This window comes from Gordonia sp. G4 (assembly GCF_057770005.1).
Genome location: NZ_CM173442.1, coordinates 3,998,838 through 4,017,475, shown reverse-complemented (window position 1 = coordinate 4,017,475; position 18,638 = coordinate 3,998,838). Strand labels below are relative to the sequence as shown.

Here is an 18,638-nt window from a genome sequence, read left to right as displayed (position 1 = left end):
CTCCCAGGCATCGTGTTCTGCGAACAGTTGTTCGAGATCTTATCCGGGAGGACGGACAAGTCCGGTGATCAACACACCGCGCGGGGTCTCGGCGTCAGTCGTTCTCGAGTTCGGCGAGGACCTCGTCGCTGATGTCGACGTTGCTGTAGACGTTCTGGACGTCGTCGGAGTCCTCGAGCGCGTCGATCAGCTTGAACACCTTGCGGGCACCGTCGGCGTCCACCGCCACCTCGACCGACGCGCGGAAGCTCGCCTCGGCGGAGTCGTAGTCGATCCCGGCCTCTTGGAGGGCGCTGCGGACGGCGATGAGATCGCTTGGCTCGCTGACGATCTCGAAGGAATCACCGAGATCGGTGACCTCTTCGGCGCCCGCGTCGAGCACCGCCATCAGCACGTCGTCCTCGCTCTGCCCGTTCTTCTCCAGCGTCACCACTCCCTTGCGGGTGAACAGGTAGGACACCGAGCCGGGATCGGCCATGTTGCCGCCGTTGCGCGTCATCGCGGTCCGGACCTCGCCCGCCGCGCGGTTGCGGTTGTCGGTGAGGCACTCGATGAGGACGGCCACCCCGTTGGGGCCATAGCCCTCGTACATGATGGTCTGCCAGTCCGCGCCGCCGGCCTCTTCACCGCCGCCGCGCTTGCGCGCGCGCTCGATGTTGTCGTTGGGGACCGACGACTTCTTCGCCTTCTGGATGGCGTCGAACAGCGTGGGGTTGCCCGCCGGGTCGCCGCCGCCGGTCCGTGCCGCCACCTCGATGTTCTTGATGAGCTTGGCGAACATCTTGCCGCGCTTGGCGTCGATGGCCGCCTTCTTGTGCTTGGTGGTGGCCCATTTGGAGTGGCCGCTCATGTCCGTCGATTCCTTTCCCGGCGCCGGCACGTGCGGCGGGCCGCGGCCCGCATCCGGCGCATTCCTGGCTCTACTCGGTCGCCCTGTCGGTTGGGCGCCCTGGTGGATTGTTCCCGGCGTGCCGGGCTCGTGGTCTACCGCTGGTTCGGCACGATCTTACCGACGCACCATCTCCACGAAGTATTCATGTACGCGCCGGTCGCCGGTCACCTCTGGGTGAAACGACGTCGCGAGCACGTTCCCCTGGCGGACCGCGACGATGCGTCCGGCCGCCGGGCCGTCGGGAACGCGCGCCAGCACCTCGACCTCGGGGGCGATCGTCTCGACCCAGGGCGCACGGATGAACACCGCGCGCATGGGCGCGGCGCCGTCGGTGTCGGTGATGCCGGTGAACTCGAGGTCGGTCTCGAAGCTCTCCACCTGGCGACCGAATGCGTTGCGCCGCACCGTCACATCGAGGGCATCGAGATGGCGTGCGTCGGGCCGCGTGTCGAGGATCGTGGACGCGAGCATGATCATGCCGGCGCACGACCCGTAGGCCGGCAGTCCGTCGGACAGCTTTTCCGCCAGCGGGTCGAAGAGATCGAAGATGCCGAGCAGCTTGCTCATCGTCGTCGACTCACCGCCGGGGATGATGATCCCGTCGATCTCGTCGAGTTCGGCCGGTCGTCGGACGGCCACGGCGTCGGCGCCGGCCGCCTCTAATGCGAAGACGTGTTCGCGCACGTCGCCCTGCAGGGCGAGGACCCCGATACGCGGTCGGCTCGGCCCGCTCACCGATCGGTCCGCGCGTGCTGGTCGGCAGGCATCGCGCGGCCGGTGCGGGCCAGCCCCTCCTGGGTGACCGCGGCGACGAGTCTGCCCCGGATGTCGAAGATCCGTCCCTGGGTCAGCGCTCGGCCCGACCCCGCCGACGGCGACGTCTGGTCGTAGAGCAGCCAGTCGTCGGCGCGGAACGGCCGCATGAACCACATCGCGTGGTCGAGCGAGGCGACCTGCGGGTTGGACTCCGGGTGCGGCACCCGCGAAGACCCGAGGAGGGTCATGTCACTCATGTAGGCGAGGGTGCCGACGTGGAAGACGGTGTCGTCGGGCAGCCGGTGGCGGTAGCGGAACCACACCCGTTGCTGCGCAGCGAAATACGATGACGTGACCATCTTCTCCCGCGGCACGATGCGCAGGTCGAAGTTGGCCCACTCCTTGAACACCGCGCGTTCCTCCGCGCCCAGTTCGTCCAGGCGGTCGTTCAATTCGTCCGGTTGCGGCGCGGGAGGCATGCGGTCCTGATGCTCGTAACCCTCGTCGGTGCGGACGTGGAACGACGCGGACATGGTGAAGATCGCCTCACCGTTCTGGACGCCGGTCACCCGCCGGGTGACGAACGAGCGCCCGTCCCGGATCCGGTCGACGAGGAACACCGCCGGGCGGTCCGGGTCACCGGGACGCAGAAAGTAGCCGTGCAGGGAATGGACGTCGAACTCCTCGGACACCGTTCGGGTCGCCGACATCAGCGACTGTCCGGCGACCTGTCCGCCGAAGGTCCGCCGGAGATGGCTCGGGAACGCACCGCCGCGGTAGATGTCGGTCTCGATCTGCTCGACCTGGAGTATGTCCTCGATGGCTGCCACGCAGACCAGTATCGCGCACGACCCCGGTGGGGACTCCCCTGCCCACCGAAGCGCCGGCGACGATCAGAGCTCGTCGAGCGTCATGATCCCGTCCTGGATGGCCCGGGCCACCAGCGACGCCTTCGTCGGGGCCGGACGGCCGATCTCGGCGTACTTCGCACGGATGCGGGTGAGGTGGGTGTTGACCGTGCCGAGGGAGATGTAGAGCTCCTGTGCCACAGCGGGTTTGGAATCGACCAGCATCCAGGTGCGCAGGACCTCGACCTCGCGCGAGGTGAGATTGGGCTTGGCCCGATCGACCGATGACGCTGCCACCTCGGGGATCTCGGCGGCGGGCACGGTGACCGCCCGGTGCAGGTGGGGATGTCCCGGACGATGTCCGAGTGCCAGCGGCTGACCAGCGCGCGACGGCTGGATCTGGTGGCCGGGCAACGGCATCCGGCGGGCTGCGAGACGCGCCAGTGCTTCCTTCCGGCGCGCGATGGCCTCCGCATCGCGACGAGCGCTGACCGAGCGCAGGTGCTGGGGGGCCTGGTGGGCGATCGCAGTCATGTGTGCTTCCTCTTCACTCATTGTCTTCCGGTGGTCACCCGGGTTGTCCCGGCGATGAGATGAAGATTATGAGCTTTCGCCCGGGTGGTCGATGGGGAGAACTCCCCTACCCGTGGGGAGAACTACCCACCACGAAACCGCAGGTCAGACGGGCAGTGATGAGACACCGGACTCAGCCGGCGGCGTTGCGTGCCGCCTCGGCGTCGATGAGCGGGAGATCCTCGCGGGTGACGATGCGCGACGACACCGCGTACTCCACGAGTTTGGTCCGGCGGTTGCTGGCGAGTTTGCCACCCCCGCCGCGCATTCCGCTCACCCCGAGTTGATCGAGTTTGTCGCAGACGTTGTCGAGCTTGCGATTGAACTTGGTGAGCGGCCACCCCAGCCGGCGGGCCGCCTGCGCCGACGACGGGATGGCACTCGCGCCGGTCCCCTCGCGTCGCAGGATCTCCTCGGCCAGCACGATGATCAGCAGCTTCTGACTCTCGGTGAGGGTCGGCACCCCCTGCGTGGTGTGTCCCCCGCTGTATTCCGGACGCGTCACCGACTTCACCTGGGGGGCGCGGGCGAACAGGCTCAGCTCGTAGGTGGTGGGGCCGGCGGTGAAGACGATGGTCGTCTCACCGAAGACCAGCGGCATCCGCGCACCGGGGCCCAGCGTCGCCGAGAACCCGACGTCGCCCGCCGACACGCTCGCCGACAGATGCGTACCCAGGTTGGTGAGCCACCACAGCCCGTTCTCGTTGTGGATCACCAGGAATCGCCGATGCAGGTAGGGATTGTCGTCGATCGACAGATCTGCCTCACGCCCGATGAAGAACCGGCGGTCGGCGTCGAGGGCGATGCGCTCGCCGCAGTACTCGACGTAGGTCGCCCCGGCATCGAGCGCGGCGTCGCCCGGTTCTGCGGGGGTCGCGGCTCGGTCCTGCCCCGTGGTCATCAGCTCTCCGATCAGCTCGGGTCGGGGGCCGGTGCCTGTCCGGCGGCCTCTCCCGGCGCCGAATCGTCGAGCGCGGGCATCGTCAGGGTCGGTACCGACTCGTGGACGGTCACCACGATCACGGTGACGTTGTCGTGTGCGCCGAGTGCCAGCGCGGCGTCGACGAGTCGCTCGGCCGCCTGCTGGGAGTCGGCCGCGTTGCGCAGGATGTCACCGATCTCCTCGTCGGGCAGCTCTCCGGTCAGGCCGTCGGTGCACAGCAGCAGCACGTCGCCGGGGAAGGCCGGCGTGCTCGAGTAGTCAGCCACCGGATCGACCATGCCCGCACCCAGCGCACGGGTGATCACGTTGCGGCGCGGGTCGGTTCGGGCCTGCTCGGGAGTGAGGAAGCCGGCGTCGATGAATTCCTGCACCTGCGAGTGGTCGGTGGTGAGCTGGTTGAGCGACCCGTTCTGGAAGCGGTAGGTCCGCGAGTCGCCGATGTTGAGCACCAGCCAGTGGGGGCTCTGCTCGTGGGTGACGAGCACGATGCCGGTCGCGGTGGTGCCCGCGCGGCGCTCGGTCTCGGTGTCGATCTCCCCGATGCGGCGCTGGGCGGCGAGCAGCAGGTCGTCGAGTTGCAGCTGGGTTGCCTTGAGGTCACCGGCGCTGGTGGCCTCCGACAGCGTGAGCAGTGCCGCCTCGCTGGCCAGTTCACCGCTGTCGTGTCCGCCCATGCCGTCGGCGAGCAGGTACATCCCCGGCAGCGCGAGAGCCGCGTCCTCGTTGGTCTCCCGGACTCGCCCCACGTTGCACGCGGCCGACCACTCGAGCCGCAATTCACCCACGATGTGTGTGCCCGAGACCGAGGCGTCTCGAACGATGGTCGCCGCATCCATGATCAGCAGATACTACCGCCGCGGAGCCCCTGACCCGCTACGCATGTCGACTGTTCGGTCTCGGCGTGTTGGGCGGGGGCGCCGCGGCGGACGGCGGTCCGTCTGACCACCTACGATCTGGTCGCGATCCTCACCAGCCGCGCTCGGCGAGGCGGTGCGGCTGCGGGATGTCGTCGACGTTGATGCCGACCATCGCCTCGCCCAGACCGCGCGAGACCTTCGCGAGCACATCGGGGTCGTCGTGGAAGGTGGTGGCCTGCACGATCGCCGCGGCGCGCTGTGCGGGGTTGCCCGACTTGAAGATCCCCGATCCCACGAACACGCCCTCGGCGCCCAGCTGCATCATCATCGCGGCGTCGGCCGGGGTGGCGATCCCGCCTGCGGTGAACAGCGTGACCGGCAGCTTGCCGGCCTCGGCCACCTCGACGACGAGGTCGTAGGGCGCCTGCAACTCCTTTGCCGCGACGTACAACTCGTCTTTCGGCAAAGACGTCAGCCGGCGGATCTCGTCGCGGATCTTGCGCATGTGCGTGGTCGCGTTGGACACGTCGCCGGTGCCGGCCTCACCCTTCGAGCGGATCATCGCCGCACCCTCGGTGATCCGGCGCAGGGCCTCACCGAGATTGGTCGCACCGCACACGAACGGCACGGTGAAGGCCCACTTGTCGATGTGGTTGCTGTAGTCGGCCGGCGTCAGGACCTCGGACTCGTCGACGTAGTCCACACCCAGGCTCTGCAGGATCTGCGCCTCGACGAAGTGACCGATGCGGGCCTTGGCCATCACCGGGATGGACACCGCGGCGATGATGCCGTCGATCATGTCCGGATCGCTCATCCTGGACACGCCGCCCTGGGCGCGGATGTCGGCGGGCACCCGCTCGAGCGCCATGACCGCGACCGCACCGGCGTCTTCGGCGATCTTCGCCTGCTCGGGGGTCACGACGTCCATGATCACGCCGCCCTTGAGCATCTCTGCCATGCCGCGCTTGACCCGGGCCGTGCCCTGGCCGACCTCGGGGACGGTCGCGCCGTTGTGACTCACTGAAGATCTCCTCGTGTCGCAGTCTCGACCTGCCGCGATCGCAGCGGCGGTACCCCACCAGTCTAGGTGAGGGGCCGATCGCCCCTGACGAGGGTCAGTCCGCCTGGCCTGGGGTGACGCGCTCGATGATCTCGAAGTACTCCGGGGGCGTCGCGTGTCCGCCGAGCCGCAACCACCGGACGGGCCGGCGTTGCGCGAGAGCCCGGGTGTCGCGCACGGCGTCGTTGTAGAAACGACGCGCCATCATCACCCGCGTCTCGGCGTCGGCGAGTTCGACGACGAGCGCTGCGGATCGGCGATTCGGGTCGGTCCGCGCCAGTGCGGCCGACACGGCGTTCTCGGCGTGCTCACGCTCCGACGGTGCAGCACGCTCGGCCAGGTCGGCCAGGAGCGCCAGTTCCCGCGCCTGCGCGGCGACGTCGTCGCCCGCGGACCTGCGGTATCCCGCGGTCCCCTCGCCCGCGATCATCTCGGCGGACACCGCACGCACGACCACCGCGCGCCGGTCGAGGCTGGATTCGAGCGCCTGGCGGGCGAGGTCGACCCGCACGTTGAGGCGGTCGAGTCGATTCGCCGTGTGGTGGGCCCAGCCGATCACGAGCAGCACGGCCACGACGCCGAGAACGATCCAGGTGGCCATCAGTCCGACACCACGACGGGACCGGCGCCCACGGTGACGGTGTCGTAGACCCGGAGGATCTGATCGGCCACCCGCGACCAGTCGTACCTGTCGGCGCGCACCCGCCCGGCGGCGACGAGATCCTCACGTGCCTCCGGATCGGCGAGGAGCTCGACCAGACCGGCGGCGAGCTGGTCCGGAGAGCCCGTCTCGACCAGATGTCCCGCCCGGCCGTCGTCGAGAACCCGGCGGAAGGCGTTCAGTGAGCTGGCGATCACCGCCGCCCCGGCCGCCATCGCCTCGACCAGGACGATGCCGAAGCTCTCGCCGCCCAGATTGGGGGCGCAGTAGACGTCGGCGGAGGCCAGCGCCCGCGCCTTGGTCGCGTCGTCGACCTGTCCGAGGAACACGAGGTGCTCGGCGAGCGCCCCCGCCCGTCGGCGCAACGCTGCCTGGTTGCCGCCGCCGACGACGAGGACTCGCACGTAGGGGAACTTCGCCACGACCGAGGGCAGCGCGCGCATCAGCACGTCGATGCCCTTGCGTGGTTCGTCGAAGCGACCGAGGAACAGGATCGTCCCTCCGGGGTGCGGATAACCGTCGAGGGGCTCCGCGTCGGCGAAGGACGAGACGTTGATGCCGTTCGGGATCTCGACGGCATCCGAGCCCAGCGACTCCATCTGCCACCGGCGCGCGAGCTCGGACACGGCGATCTTGCCCGCGATCCGCTCGTGGTAGGGCCGCAGGATCCCCTGGAAAGCGCTCAGCCACAACGACTTCGAGGTGGCTGTGTGGAACGTGGTGACAATGGGTCCCGACGCCACCATCAGCGACAGCATCGAGATGCTCGGCGAGTTCGGTTCGTGGACGTGCAGGACGTCGAAGCCGTTCTCGGCGATCCAGCGGCGCATTCGCAGGTAGCCCTTCGGGCTGAAGTTCACCCGGGAGACCGACCCGTTGTACGGGAGCGCCAGCGCCGGCCCGGCCCGGACGACGTACTCCGGGAGTTCGGTGTCGCGGGCGGCCGGGGCGAGCACACTCACCTCGTGACCACGGTCGAGGAAGACGTCGGCGAGTTCGGTGACATGGGCCTGGACCCCGCCGGGCACATCGAAGGAGTAGGGGCAGATCATCCCGATTCGCATGGCACTCCCCTGGTCGTCGTTCCCCAATCCCGATCGTCCCCGCCGGTCACGGTGGCGGTCCGTCCTGCTCCACACGACCACGCTGCCGGTCGGTCCAGTCCGCTTCCCAGAGCGGCTGCAGCATGTGCCAGTCCGCGGGGTGTGCGGCGATGTTGACCGCGAACGCGTCGGCGAGCGCCTGCGTGGCGGACTCGATGCCGCCGGAGGTGTCGATCGGCTCGCCGCAGCTCATCCGGGAGTAGGGCGCCTCCTCGAACCAGTGATGGGCCGGCAGCAGCGCTGCGCCGGTCTCGATCGCCAGCCGCGCCGACCCGGCAGGCATCCTGGTTCGCCCGCCGAAGAAGGTGACCGGCACCCCGTGCCGGGCGATGTCACGCTCGCCGAGCAGGCACACGATGCCGCCGGCGCGCAGCCGATCGGCCAGGCGTCCGAAGGGAGGCTGCTCGCCACCGCTCAACGGGAAGATCTCAAAACCGAGCGACTCCCGGTAGGCGACGAACTGGTCGAACAGCGACTCCGGCTTGAGTCGTTCGGCGACGGTCGCGAACCTGCCGTAGTGATGGACCAGCCACACACCGGCCATGTCCCAGTTGCCCGTGTGCGGCAGGGCCAGGACCACACCCTTGCCGCGGGCCACGGCAGCATCGAGCCGAGCCCGGTCCGGCGCCGGGAGCGTGACGGTCGACGTGACGGTCGCGCGATCCTGTGCCGGCAGCCGGAAAGCCTCGCACCAGTAGCGCGCGTACGAGCGCATCGCGTCGGCGACGAGGTCGTCGGGCACCTGCGCGGGTTCGACGCCGAGGACACGGGCGAGATTGCGCCGCAACTGATCCGGACCGCCGCGACGGCGTCCCGCATAGGCTCCGGCACGGTCGAAGACAGCCCGCGCCGCCCGCTCTGGTGCCCATCGGACCGCGGCCCAGCCCGCCCGGTACCCGAGGTCGGCCGCCAGCGCGCCGAAATCGGTCATCGTTGTCCCGCAGGTGGGTTCTGTCCGCCCGAGCCGGCCGGCGGGTCGGAGCCCCCGAGGTCGGTACCGGTCTCGGCGGTGTCCCCGGGTTTCGGGGTGATCGGGATGAGGTCGCGCGCACCCGGCGACTGGGCGATCGACCACATGCGCTGTCCGACGGTGATCACGCTGGCGATCGCGAGAAACCACATCGCGACATGTACGGCCCACCACAACCCGAGACCGGTGAGCCCGGTGCCGACGAGCACGATGATCAGCCGGTCGGGCCGTTCGATGAGACCGCCGTCGCCGTAGAGGCCACTGGCCTCCGCGCGGGCCTTGGCGTAGGAGATGACCTGCGAGGTCACCAGACAGATCAGGGTCGCGACGAGCAGCAGGTGATGGGGTTCGGTGACCGCGCACCACCACGCCAGCCCCGCGAAGATGGCACCGTCGGCGACGCGGTCACAGGTCGCGTCCAGCACCGCGCCGAATCGCGTACCGCCGCCCCGGGCACGCGCCATCGCACCGTCGAGCATGTCGAACATCACGAACAGCCAGATGACCAGCGTGCCCACGAACAGATGGCCCATCGGGAACAGAGTGAGCGCGGCCGCCACGCCCGCGAGCGTGCCGATCACCGTCACCGAGTCCGGCGTGAGTCCGGTCCGCAGGAGCGCCCGACCCATCGGGAGGGTCACCTTCGAGACCGACGCCCGACCCAGAATGCTCAGCATCGCGGAGTTCCTCCCCCATCTCGCCGTGCGCCGCACCCCGACGCTTCCCGGTCATCCATCGTCTGACATCGCCTCACCCGATCGCACGCCGCGTACGTCAGTCACCCAGACGTTGCCACGCGTCGGCCAGCAGTCCGCGGGTGTCCCGCAGCAACTGCGGCATGACCTTCGTCTCGCCCACGATCGTGATGAAGTTCGCGTCACCCATCCACCGCGGCACGATGTGCTGGTGGAGGTGCTCGGACAGCGAGCCACCCGCCGCGTAGCCGAGGTTCAGACCGACGTTGAAGGCGTTCGGGTTCGACACCGACTTGATGGTCCGGATCATCCGCTGGGTGAACGACATCAGCTCGGCCGATTCGGTGGCGGTCAGGTCCTCGAGGTCGGCGACCTGCCGGTACGGCACCACCATGGTGTGCCCCGGGTTGTACGGGTACAGGTTCAGCACCGCGTAGACGGCCTCGCCGCGCGCCACGATGAGGCCGTCCTCGTCCGACATGGTCGGGATGTCGAGGAACGGGTGCCCGGTCTTCTCCGCCGGCTGCGGGTCGGCGATGTAGGTCATCCGGTGCGGACTCCACAACCGCTGCAGGCGATCGCCGACGCCGACACCCTCGTCCCGGATCTCGCCGGGCGCGTCCCCGAACGCGGCGTCACTCATCGAGTGCCCCCGCCACCACGACCGTCTCCACGTCGCCCAGGGCGGTCTCGATCAGCTCCTTGGTGGGCGACTCGTTGCGCCTGCTCCGAACCCACTCGACGAGCACGGACACCGCGTCGGCGACCGGGACGCCGTTGACCTGGGTGCCGTCGCGGAAGCGGAAGCTCACCGCGCCGGCCTCGACGTCGCGTTCGCCGGCCAGCAGCATGAACGGCACCTTGCCGGTGGTGTGGTTGCGGATCTTCTTCTGCATCCGGTCGTCGGAGTTGTCGACCTCGGCACGGATTCCGGCGGACGCCAGCGAATCGACGACCCCCTGCAGGTGCCCGGCGAACGTCTCCGCGACCGGGATGCCCACGACCTGGACCGGCGACAACCAGGCCGGGAACGCACCCGCGTAGTGCTCGGTCAGCACACCGAAGAACCGCTCGATCGAACCGAACAACGCGCGGTGGATCATCACCGGGCGGTGCTTGGCTCCGTCGGAGGCGGTGTACTCGAGTTCGAAGCGCTCGGGCAGGTTGAAGTCGAGCTGGATGGTCGACATCTGCCAGGTACGGCCGAGTGCGTCGCGCGCCTGCACCGAGATCTTCGGGCCGTAGAAGGCCGCGCCGCCGGGGTCGGGGACGAGATCGAGCCCGGACGCCTGCGCGACTTCGGCGAGGGTGGCGGTCGCCTCCTCCCACGCCTCGTCGGACCCGACGAACTTCTTCGGGTCCTTGGTGGAGAGTTCGAGATAGAAGTCGTCGAGGCCGTAGTCCTTGAGCAGGTCGAGAACGAACTGCAGGGTCGAGGTCAGCTCGTCGCGCATCTGCTCGCGCGTGCAGTAGATGTGCGCGTCGTCCTGGGTCATGCCGCGCACGCGTGTCAGACCGTGGATGACACCGGACTTCTCGTACCGGTACACCGCGCCGAACTCGAACATCCGCAGCGGCAGTTCGCGATATGAACGGCCCCGGCCACGGAAGATCAGGTTGTGCATCGGGCAGTTCATCGGCTTGAGGTAATAGTCCTGCCCGGGTTTGCGAACCGCCCCGTCCTCGTCGTACTCGGCGTCGACGTGCATGGGCGGGAACATGCCGTCGCGGTACCAGTCGAGGTGTCCGGACACCTCGTAGAGGTGCGACTTGGTGATGTGTGGCGTGTTGACGAAGTCGTATCCGGCCGCGACATGGCGGGCACGCGAATAGTCCTCGAGCTCCTTGCGGATGATGCCGCCCTTGGGGTGGAACACCGGCAGGCCGGACCCGAGTTCGTCGGGGAAGCTGAACAGATCGAGTTCGGCGCCCAACTTGCGGTGGTCGCGCTTCTCCGCCTCGGCGAGCAGTTCCAGATAGGCGTCCTGGGCTTCGACCGACTCCCACGCGGTGCCGTAGATGCGCTGGAGGTCGGCGTTGTCCTGGTCACCGCGCCAGTAGGCCGCCGAGCTGCGGGTCAGCTTGAAGGCCGCGATGTACTTGGTGGTCGGGACGTGCGGCCCGCGGCACAGATCGCACCAGATGCGTTCGCCGGTACGAGGATTGAGGTTGTCGTAGACCGACAGCTCGCCACCGCCGACCTCCATGACCTCGGCGTCGTCGGCGGCGCCCTTGTCGTCGATGAGCTCGAGCTTGAACGGCTCACCTGCCAGCTCGGCACGGGCCTCGTCCTTCGACGCGTACACCCGCCGCGAGAATCGCTGACCCGACTTGATGATCTGCTTCATCTTCTTCTCGAGGGCGGCGATGTCCTCGGGTGTGAAGGGCTCGGCGACGTCGAAGTCGTAGTAGAAGCCGTCCTTGATCGGCGGACCGATGCCGAGCTTGGCCTCTGGGAAGAGCTCCTGGACCGCCTGTGCGAGAACGTGTGCGGATGAATGCCGGATCACGCTGCGGCCGGCCTCGGTGTTCGCGGCAACCGGTTCGACGTCGGTGTCGGCGTCGGGTGCCCACGACAGGTCGCGCAGATCGCCGTCCGCGTCACGGACGACGACGATGGCCTCCGGCCCCTTGTTGGGGAACACGGCCTCGCGCAGTGCGGTGCCCGCGGTCGTCCCAGCCGGCACACGGATCGTGGCGGGGCTGGTCACCTGGACGTCGTCGGGCACGGGGGCGCTCCTAGGGTCGGGGCGGACACGCGAAGACGCGTCCGGGTCGGGACGTTTGCGACTCTGATGGTATCCGCGCCGCGTCGTCGTGGAGTGCACCCCTACCTTGTGGCCCTCGCGATCAGCCGAAGACGGGACTCGCCAGCCAGCTGTAGTCCAGGCCCACCCAGCCGGCGACGGTGTGCAGGGCTCCGAGCAACCACAGGGTCGCGATCACGATCGCGCAGGTGCCGAGCCAGAAGATGGCCTGCACCGACCAGTGCTGGCGGCCGATCCATTCCATCCAGGCGTCGTACTTGGCCCGCGCGAACTTCAGCAGCCGGTGCGCCCACTCGAACTCGGACGACAGGATTCCCAGCCCGAGGAACACGATGAGCCATCCGGGGCCCGGGTACGGGATCGCGAGGATGCCGCAGAGCAGGACGATCGTGCCGATGGTCCCGACCGCGATGCGGTAGATGCCGTGCCAGCGAGGGTTGCTGCGCACCACGAACCGACGGTGGCGGGCGAGGATTCGCAGGCGGTGCCGGCGGGATCCGCGGTCGACGTCGGCGCGCCCGGCAGCAGGATTCGACGAAACGCTCCGCGCCGGGTCCGGTGTGGAGGTCTCGTTCACTCCGGACTCGCTCGCCCCCGGTGTCGGCATCGTCTCCCACCCTGTTCGTTCGGCCCGGAAAGTGACGTCCAGGCTACGCGATCACAGCGGCGTCCTCCGGCGCCGGCAGGCTCGGCGTTCGACGGCGACGCCACATGAGCGCGGCGTCGATCAGCGTCGCGGACACCGTGACCGCGAGCAGAAGCGGATAGCACCCGGAGTACAGCACGACGAGCACGTCGTCGACGATGGAGCCGTTCGGGTCGCGCGGCATCATGAACAGCCCCAGGGCGATCGCGTGATCCGACGTCAGGTAGGGCCCGCTGTCCCAACAGTGCCGCCACCAGGTGAACGTCAGGGCGACCACGCCCATCGGAGCGAGCCAGTACCACCACGCACCCGCCGTCCTCCCCCGCCGAATGGCCAGGTCGAGCGCGACGATGAACAGGGGTACGCACCAGACCCAGTGGTGCCCCCACGCGAAAGGCGAGACCGCACACATCGTCATCCCGACGATCGTCGCGGCGAGAAGGTCGCGCGACTCGCGATGAGCGAGGACCGCGGCGAGCAACCCCAGACCGGCGACGATCAGCGCGAGCGGCAGCCACAGCCACGTCGGCGCCACGAAGACGGGCCCGCCGGGCGCGCGCTCGGCAAACCGTCCGATGTCGCAGTGGGCCAGCAACTGGGACACGAATCCGCGCACCGACTGGTTGGCGGGTGAATCCGCCCGGCCGATGCGGTCCGTGTCGGCGAGGTGACGGGTCCAGTAGGCCCACGAGTCGGCCGGAACGATCAGGAATCCGATCGCCACGGTCGCCGCGAAGGTCGCCACCGCGGTGCCGGCCGCACGCCATTGCCGGGTCACCAGCAGGTAGACGACGGCGAACAGCGGCGTCAGTTTGAGTCCGGCGGCGACTCCGATGGCCACCCCGCGCCACCGTGAGCACCTCCCGAGAAACACCAGGTCGATCAGGATCAACGCCATCACCAGAAGGTTGACCTGGCCGAGCCAGATGGTGGTGCGGATCGGCTCGAGGGCGGTCGACGCGATCGCGATCAGCACGGCGAACACGCCGAGACGCGCATCGAGTCGGTAGTTCAGGCTCCGGAGACTCATCGCGACGACGCCCGCGAGCGCGGCGAAACCGATCGCCCACCAGACCATTCGGGCCATGCTCTCGGTGAGCAGAGCCAGCGGGACGAAGACCAGTCCGGCGAACGGCGGGTAGGTGAAGTGCAGACGCCACAGGACAGGGGCGTCGTACAGCGGTGCGGCGTCGAGCACGGTGGCGGCGCCCGCCCGGTAGACGCGGACGTCGGTGGCGTTCTCGAACAGTCCGTAGAACGGGTTGGTGATGGGGAATGCCGCGATGTGCCAGGCGATCACCGTGATCGCGATGACGGCCGCCCCGACGATCGCTGCCGTCGACACCGATGCGGGCGCAGGGCGTGACGACTCCGGCAGTTCGACGGCAGTCCTCTCGGCCACGCGGCGAGAGTACGCCCGAATTGTGACATGGCTCACTCGAAACGCCGCGGGAAGCGGTCGGTTGTTCGGCAGACAGTCGGGTTCCGACGGTTCGGGGCGGGCTACCGTTGATCCCGGTGGGTGACGAGATCACCTTGGGGACGACACCATGCCACCGAAAGCGCCCTGGACACTCGGGCCGGCACTCGCTGCGGCGACTCTGACACTGGCCGTGGCCTGCATAGACAACGGCATCGAGCGGGCCGCGATGACGCGCGCCACCTCGTCGAGCCCAGTCGACGGTCCGGCTCCACCGATTCGCATCGCGGTCGAGACCCCGTCCGACGTCGTGCGCCCGCGGATCGACCTCTGGCCGCTCCCCGACGACGCCGCCCTCAGGCCCGAGCAGCGCCGTGCCGCCGAGGCACTCGTCCGTCTGTCGTCAGGAAGCGACGGCGAGAAGCTCGCGCAGCGGTCCGCATGCCGTCTTCTGAGCGACATCCAGTCACCGCCCCTCGACGCCCCGGGGTGGCGGGTACGGATCGTCGCCACGGACACGATGCAGTACGGCCACGCACTCCTCGCCGCACCGCAGCAACGGTCCGCGGACGATGCGGTCGTCGTGTTGGCACGGCTTCTTCACGACATCGACGCGGTGGCGGGGCCTTACCGGCCCGTGTTCGTGCAGGGGTGCAGTCCTTACTGAGCTCGACCGATCGCCGCGCCGCACTCACGGAACGCCGGTGCGGCAACTACCACTGCCACCGCAAACCGGCGCTGTTCGACTGCCGGCACGTGGCGGTGCCGTCGGTTTGATAGACCATCGCGCGAGCACCGAGTTTCGGGCAGGGGGTGCCGATACGGACCTTGGGCGCACGGGTTACGGCGTAGCTGCGCCAACCAGCTACTTCGGCGGAGCAGTACAGCGTGCCGTCGGCAGAGTCCATGCCGTACTCGTGCTGATAGCAGGGTCCGCCTTCGCGTTGAACCGAAGACGGCGCCGCCGACGCCCCGCCGACGCCGGCCACAGCGCCGATGACCGCTGCTGCCATGACTATTCCGGCGACGGACTTTCTGGCCATCAGTGATCTCCTCAGAAGTTCTCGTAGCGATATGCGTGGCGAGGACAGAGGTCCTGGGTCGCGTAGAGCAAGAACAGTCGCTGTTCGTAAGCAGGCTGGTAGCTGCCGTCAGGGTTGTAGAAGACCCGCTCGGCAATCTGAGTGTCCGCATGTCGGTCCATGACCCCACAGGCCCGGTAGCCGCCTGCAACCATTTCCGCGTCAGTGGTGTAGCGACTGTTCGGCCAGGCTGCAGTGGGTAGGGTTCGCGCCTTGTTGACGAAAGCCTGCTCGGCGACAGTGATGGCGGACGATTGCCCGGTGCCGACGAGCAGACCCGCACCCAGTGCCATCGTGGCCAGCATTCCGGTGATGAGTCGTTTCATTGGCAGAGTTCTGTCTGCGCGGCGGTGACGACCATGGCGGAGTTCTCCTTGCTGAGAAACAGTCCGTCCGCTGCGTACAGCGCGTGGGCGATGGACGATGACGAACGGCCGGTGTCCAGCTGACCGCACACCCAGTAGCCGGTGTGAAGCGCGTCGTCAGCTGTGGTGAAACGTCGGCTACAACCGCTGGCGCCGTCGCCGGGATGGTCGAAGCACGACGCCGCTCCGGGGGTTGTTGTGTAGATCCCCTGCGACTGCAGAATGGCGAGATAGTCGCCGCGCGATGCCGAGGCATCACCGGCACCGAACGCGACAACGACAGCCGATGTGAGCGCGGCGACTCCAGCAAGCCAGCCACAGCGTGTGGTCATGTCTGTCTCCAAGCGTCCGCCTGCAGCCGTGAGCCACCGATCGCTACAACTGCCGCCGCATCGTATCCATCCGCGGTGCCGAAACTTGAGGTCACTGGCTTTGTTCATCCGATCAATCGAACGCCGCACTGCAGCGTGGATGCCGTCCGCCATTGCGCTCGACCGGTCGCGGCGCCCATGGAACGGTCCGGGCTTCTATGGTCGGTGGTCGGTGGTCGATTGTGTGTCCACCGGTTCGTGTACGGTCAAGCCCCTGGTAGTGGTGTAACTGGTTTTTGATCCTTCGTTGGTGATCAGGCGGGTAGTTGCATCAGTTCATCGGTGCTCACCTCCGTGGTCGAGCTGGTGCCGGTGTCGGTGGTCAGTGTGAGGCGGCAGCGGCTCAGGACTTCGAGTCCGAGGTAGCGGCGTCCTTCGGCCCATTCGTCGGTCTGCTCGGCCAGGACCGCCCCGATGAGGCGGACGATGGCGTCCCGGTTGGGGAAGATGCCCACGACGTCGGTGCGGCGGCGGATCTCCCTGTTGAGCCGTTCGGTGGGGTTGTTGGACCAGATCTGGCGCCATACGTCGTCGGGGAACACGGTGAAGGCCAGCAGGTCTTCGCGGGCATCGCCAAGGTGGTCAGCAACGTCGGGCAGCCTGCCTTCGGTGTACTCCAACAGCCGATCGAACTGCTCGTTCACCGCGGTGGCCGTGGGTTGGTCATACACGCTGTGCAGCATCGCTTTCACGGCCGGCCACATGGACTTGGGGCACACGCCCATGAGGTTCGCCGCGTAGTGGGTGCGGCACCGCTGCCACGCTGCACCGGGCAGGTTCGCCGCGATCGCGTCCACGAGCCCGGCGTGGGCATCGGAGGTCACCAGCCGCACCCCGCCCAGTCCGCGGGCCACCAGGTCGGCGAAGAAAGTGTTCCACGAGGCCTTGGTCTCACTGGTGGCGACCTGCATCCCGAGGACCTCGCGGTGCCCGTCGCCATTGACCCCGGTGGCCAGCAGGACGGACGCCTTGACGACCTGGTTGTTCTCGCGGACCTTGATCGTCAACGCATCGGCGGTGACGAACGTGAACGGGCCGGCATCGTCCAGGCGGCGGTGCCGGAACGCGGCCACCTGCTCGTCCAGGTCGGCGGCCATGCGTGAAACCTGCGACTTTGACAGTGAGTCGATGCCCAGGGTCTTGACCAGCTTGTCCATCCGGCGGGTGGATACCCCGGCCAGGTAGCAGTCCGCCACGACGGTGATCAGCGCGGACTCGGCCCGCTTGCGGCGCTCGAGCAGCCATTCGGGGAAGTAGCTGCCCGAGCGCAGCTTCGGCACCGCGACGTCGACGGTGCCGACGCGGGTGTCCAGGGGCCGGTGCCGGTAGCCGTTGCGCCGGTTGGTGCGCTCGGCGGTGCGGGCGTTCCACTCGGCGCCGCACACGCTGTCGGCGTCGGCGGACAGCAGGGCGTTGATCATGGTCTGCAGCAGCTCGCGCATCAGATCCGGTGATGCGTCGGATAGGGCTTGGCCAAGTAGGCCTGCAGGGTCGACAATATGGGGTGCGGTCATCGTGATGACTCCTCGAGGATTCTTTAGACGGTTGACTCGAAGGATCACACGGTGGCCGCTCTACATCCGTGTACAACACGTAGCTGCAGGCGATCTCGGCCACCGAGTTACACCACCCTATGGGGCACTACTTCGTGTACCCGCGGAGGAGCGATGACAGTATCCAGCGACAGTCCGATCGACCGGGAGATCCTCGACCATCTGGCCCACATGCGGGACGACCTGACCCGGTTTCAGATGGAGTACCAGTTCGCGGTCGACGAGATCCTGACCAAGGTGACCATCCTGCGTACAGAGTTTCTCCACCTGCACCACTACAACCCCATCGAGCACGTGACCTCGCGGGTCAAGACACCCGAGAGCATCCTCCGCAAGGCGATGCGCAAGGGCATCTCTCCTGACCTGCCGTCGATCCGCGCACAACTGACCGACATCGCCGGCATCCGCGTCACGTGCAGCTTCATCGCGGACACCTACCGAATCCTGGAGACCCTGACCTCACACGACGACATCCGGGTCATCGAGATCAAGGACTACATCGCGGCGCCCAAACCCAACGGCTACAAGAGTTTGCACGCGATCGTCGCGATCCCGGTGTTCCTGTCCACGGGTCCCGTCGAGGTCGTGGTCGAACTCCAGATCCGGACCGTGGCGATGGACTTCTGGGCCACGCTGGAGCACAAGATCTTCTACAAGTACGACGGCCGCGTCCCGGACCACCTGTCGGCAGAGCTCGCTTCGGCGGCCCGCACGGCGAACGAACTGGATCAGCGGATGGAGCGGCTGCACGCCGAGGTTCACGGCGACACGACCAGTTCGGCGCGGGGCCCCATCGACGACGACGTGATCCGGTATCTACGGCAGCACTCGTTCACGCCGGAGGTAGCGGAAAGTCGTCCGGAGTCGTCCTGACCGTAGGTGCCGAACCGCGGAAGCGCCCCCAACGACAAGAGCCTCGCCGGGAATTCGGCGAGGCTCTTGTCGTTCGGTGGTCCCGGCTGGGATCGAACCAGCGACCTTCCCGGTGTGAACGGGACGCTCTTCCACTGAGCCACGGGACCGTGTCGGGCGCCTCTTGTCAGTGACAGGGGCGCCTGTGCACGAGCCAGAAGAT

General features: G+C 68.0%; 21 protein-coding genes and 1 tRNA gene. 2 read left to right on the top strand and 20 right to left on the bottom strand.

What is annotated here, in order from left to right; all coding sequences use genetic code 11:
- Positions 1-94 precede the first annotated feature (94 nt).
- The 15 genes from AC3B5T_RS18105 to AC3B5T_RS18035 all read right to left on the bottom strand — a co-directional run bounded on the left by AC3B5T_RS18105 (position 95) and on the right by AC3B5T_RS18035 (position 14,174).
- Entirely contained in the window at positions 95-850 is a 756-nt protein-coding gene (locus AC3B5T_RS18105; protein ID WP_010840936.1) for a YebC/PmpR family DNA-binding transcriptional regulator, read from the bottom strand.
- Positions 851-1,006: 156 nt separating this feature from the next.
- On the bottom strand, positions 1,007-1,627 hold the full coding sequence (gene pdxT / locus AC3B5T_RS18100; protein WP_055474651.1) for a pyridoxal 5'-phosphate synthase glutaminase subunit PdxT: 621 nt from the start codon (positions 1,625-1,627) through the stop codon (positions 1,007-1,009).
- A complete protein-coding gene (locus AC3B5T_RS18095) occupies positions 1,624-2,478 on the bottom strand; it encodes an acyl-CoA thioesterase (protein ID WP_014926609.1) in 855 nt (284 codons plus the stop codon). Before AC3B5T_RS18095 ends, pdxT begins: the two co-directional genes overlap by 4 nt.
- A 63-nt stretch (positions 2,479-2,541) precedes the next feature.
- The gene (locus AC3B5T_RS18090) at positions 2,542-3,030 is read right to left on the bottom strand and encodes a helix-turn-helix transcriptional regulator (protein WP_010840933.1); all 489 of its coding nucleotides are present in this window, start codon (positions 3,028-3,030) and stop codon (positions 2,542-2,544) included.
- 172 nt (positions 3,031-3,202) lie between these two features.
- Positions 3,203-3,970 carry an FHA domain-containing protein gene (locus AC3B5T_RS18085; RefSeq protein ID WP_010840932.1) on the bottom strand — a complete coding sequence of 256 codons (768 nt, stop codon included), beginning with the start codon at positions 3,968-3,970 and terminating at the stop codon, positions 3,203-3,205.
- 11 nt (positions 3,971-3,981) lie between these two features.
- A complete protein-coding gene (locus tag AC3B5T_RS18080) occupies positions 3,982-4,848 on the bottom strand; it encodes a PP2C family protein-serine/threonine phosphatase (RefSeq protein ID WP_010840931.1) in 867 nt (288 codons plus the stop codon).
- A gap of 130 nt (positions 4,849-4,978) precedes the next feature.
- Positions 4,979-5,890, bottom strand: coding sequence for a pyridoxal 5'-phosphate synthase lyase subunit PdxS (gene pdxS / locus AC3B5T_RS18075; protein ID WP_010840930.1), 912 nt, complete (start codon positions 5,888-5,890; stop codon positions 4,979-4,981).
- Positions 5,891-5,984: 94 nt separating this feature from the next.
- On the bottom strand, positions 5,985-6,530 hold the full coding sequence (locus AC3B5T_RS18070) for a LemA family protein (protein WP_488357801.1): 546 nt from the start codon (positions 6,528-6,530) through the stop codon (positions 5,985-5,987).
- Entirely contained in the window at positions 6,530-7,654 is a 1,125-nt protein-coding gene (locus tag AC3B5T_RS18065) for a glycosyltransferase family 4 protein (RefSeq protein WP_055474653.1), read from the bottom strand. The genes AC3B5T_RS18070 and AC3B5T_RS18065 overlap by 1 nt, the downstream gene beginning before the upstream one ends.
- Positions 7,655-7,700: 46 nt before the next feature.
- Positions 7,701-8,624, bottom strand: coding sequence for a phosphatidylinositol mannoside acyltransferase (locus tag AC3B5T_RS18060; RefSeq protein WP_010840927.1), 924 nt, complete (start codon positions 8,622-8,624; stop codon positions 7,701-7,703).
- Positions 8,621-9,340, bottom strand: a complete 720-nt coding sequence (gene pgsA / locus AC3B5T_RS18055; RefSeq protein WP_055474654.1) for a phosphatidylinositol phosphate synthase — start codon at positions 9,338-9,340, stop codon at positions 8,621-8,623. The genes AC3B5T_RS18060 and pgsA overlap by 4 nt, the downstream gene beginning before the upstream one ends.
- 97 nt (positions 9,341-9,437) lie before the next feature.
- Complete coding sequence (locus tag AC3B5T_RS18050) at positions 9,438-10,001, bottom strand: ATP adenylyltransferase (RefSeq protein ID WP_004018806.1); 564 nt, start codon at positions 9,999-10,001, stop codon at positions 9,438-9,440.
- Positions 9,994-12,087 (bottom strand): threonine--tRNA ligase, encoded by a 2,094-nt coding sequence (gene thrS / locus AC3B5T_RS18045; protein ID WP_055474655.1) that lies wholly within the window; start codon positions 12,085-12,087, stop codon positions 9,994-9,996. The genes AC3B5T_RS18050 and thrS overlap by 8 nt, the downstream gene beginning before the upstream one ends.
- A 121-nt stretch (positions 12,088-12,208) precedes the next feature.
- Positions 12,209-12,733, bottom strand: coding sequence for a TIGR02611 family protein (locus AC3B5T_RS18040; RefSeq protein ID WP_055474656.1), 525 nt, complete (start codon positions 12,731-12,733; stop codon positions 12,209-12,211).
- Positions 12,734-12,776: 43 nt separating this feature from the next.
- Positions 12,777-14,174 carry a glycosyltransferase 87 family protein gene (locus AC3B5T_RS18035; protein WP_084817183.1) on the bottom strand — a complete coding sequence of 466 codons (1,398 nt, stop codon included), beginning with the start codon at positions 14,172-14,174 and terminating at the stop codon, positions 12,777-12,779.
- Positions 14,175-14,322: 148 nt separating this feature from the next.
- On the opposite strand from AC3B5T_RS18035, the gene AC3B5T_RS18030 reads away from it, so the two are divergent.
- Complete coding sequence (locus AC3B5T_RS18030; protein WP_055474658.1) at positions 14,323-14,859, top strand: hypothetical protein; 537 nt, start codon at positions 14,323-14,325, stop codon at positions 14,857-14,859.
- Positions 14,860-14,905: 46 nt separating this feature from the next.
- On the opposite strand, the gene AC3B5T_RS18025 is transcribed toward AC3B5T_RS18030, so the two are convergent.
- The 4 genes from AC3B5T_RS18025 to AC3B5T_RS18010 form a co-directional block, all read right to left on the bottom strand.
- Positions 14,906-15,235: a hypothetical protein gene (locus tag AC3B5T_RS18025; protein ID WP_014926601.1), complete on the bottom strand. Its 330-nt coding sequence runs from the start codon at positions 15,233-15,235 to the stop codon at positions 14,906-14,908.
- 11 nt (positions 15,236-15,246) lie between these two features.
- Positions 15,247-15,600 carry a DUF732 domain-containing protein gene (locus AC3B5T_RS18020; protein WP_055474659.1) on the bottom strand — a complete coding sequence of 118 codons (354 nt, stop codon included), beginning with the start codon at positions 15,598-15,600 and terminating at the stop codon, positions 15,247-15,249.
- On the bottom strand, positions 15,597-15,971 hold the full coding sequence (locus tag AC3B5T_RS18015; protein WP_010840919.1) for a DUF732 domain-containing protein: 375 nt from the start codon (positions 15,969-15,971) through the stop codon (positions 15,597-15,599). Before AC3B5T_RS18015 ends, AC3B5T_RS18020 begins: the two co-directional genes overlap by 4 nt.
- A gap of 293 nt (positions 15,972-16,264) precedes the next feature.
- Complete coding sequence (locus tag AC3B5T_RS18010) at positions 16,265-17,524, bottom strand: IS256 family transposase (RefSeq protein WP_205334498.1); 1,260 nt, start codon at positions 17,522-17,524, stop codon at positions 16,265-16,267.
- 153 nt (positions 17,525-17,677) lie between these two features.
- Here AC3B5T_RS18010 and AC3B5T_RS18005 point away from each other — a divergent pair, with 153 nt between their 5' ends.
- Positions 17,678-18,436 (top strand): GTP pyrophosphokinase, encoded by a 759-nt coding sequence (locus AC3B5T_RS18005; protein WP_055474721.1) that lies wholly within the window; start codon positions 17,678-17,680, stop codon positions 18,434-18,436.
- Between the two features lie 77 nt (positions 18,437-18,513).
- Here AC3B5T_RS18005 and AC3B5T_RS18000 read toward each other — a convergent pair.
- Positions 18,514-18,585, bottom strand: a tRNA-Val gene (locus tag AC3B5T_RS18000).
- Between the last annotated feature and the right edge of the window lie 53 nt (positions 18,586-18,638).

What these genes read in the sequence shown, in the direction of transcription:
- pgsA (WP_055474654.1), bottom strand. Translation starts at nt 9,340, where the DNA reads ATGCTGAGCATTCTGGGTCGGGCGTCGGTCTCGAAGGTGACCCTCCCG.
- AC3B5T_RS18080 (WP_010840931.1), bottom strand. Translation starts at nt 4,848, where the DNA reads ATGGATGCGGCGACCATCGTTCGAGACGCCTCGGTCTCGGGCACACAC.
- AC3B5T_RS18050 (WP_004018806.1), bottom strand. Translation starts at nt 10,001, where the DNA reads ATGAGTGACGCCGCGTTCGGGGACGCGCCCGGCGAGATCCGGGACGAG.
- AC3B5T_RS18105 (WP_010840936.1), bottom strand. Translation starts at nt 850, where the DNA reads ATGAGCGGCCACTCCAAATGGGCCACCACCAAGCACAAGAAGGCGGCC.
- AC3B5T_RS18030 (WP_055474658.1), top strand. Translation starts at nt 14,323, where the DNA reads ATGCCACCGAAAGCGCCCTGGACACTCGGGCCGGCACTCGCTGCGGCG.
- AC3B5T_RS18060 (WP_010840927.1), bottom strand. Translation starts at nt 8,624, where the DNA reads ATGACCGATTTCGGCGCGCTGGCGGCCGACCTCGGGTACCGGGCGGGC.
- AC3B5T_RS18025 (WP_014926601.1), bottom strand. Translation starts at nt 15,235, where the DNA reads ATGGCCAGAAAGTCCGTCGCCGGAATAGTCATGGCAGCAGCGGTCATC.
- AC3B5T_RS18040 (WP_055474656.1), bottom strand. Translation starts at nt 12,733, where the DNA reads ATGCCGACACCGGGGGCGAGCGAGTCCGGAGTGAACGAGACCTCCACA.
- AC3B5T_RS18070 (WP_488357801.1), bottom strand. Translation starts at nt 6,530, where the DNA reads ATGGCCACCTGGATCGTTCTCGGCGTCGTGGCCGTGCTGCTCGTGATC.
- AC3B5T_RS18015 (WP_010840919.1), bottom strand. Translation starts at nt 15,971, where the DNA reads ATGACCACACGCTGTGGCTGGCTTGCTGGAGTCGCCGCGCTCACATCG.
- AC3B5T_RS18090 (WP_010840933.1), bottom strand. Translation starts at nt 3,030, where the DNA reads ATGACTGCGATCGCCCACCAGGCCCCCCAGCACCTGCGCTCGGTCAGC.
- AC3B5T_RS18020 (WP_055474659.1), bottom strand. Translation starts at nt 15,600, where the DNA reads ATGAAACGACTCATCACCGGAATGCTGGCCACGATGGCACTGGGTGCG.
- AC3B5T_RS18085 (WP_010840932.1), bottom strand. Translation starts at nt 3,970, where the DNA reads ATGACCACGGGGCAGGACCGAGCCGCGACCCCCGCAGAACCGGGCGAC.
- AC3B5T_RS18010 (WP_205334498.1), bottom strand. Translation starts at nt 17,524, where the DNA reads ATGACCGCACCCCATATTGTCGACCCTGCAGGCCTACTTGGCCAAGCC.
- AC3B5T_RS18065 (WP_055474653.1), bottom strand. Translation starts at nt 7,654, where the DNA reads ATGCGAATCGGGATGATCTGCCCCTACTCCTTCGATGTGCCCGGCGGG.
- AC3B5T_RS18005 (WP_055474721.1), top strand. Translation starts at nt 17,678, where the DNA reads ATGACAGTATCCAGCGACAGTCCGATCGACCGGGAGATCCTCGACCAT.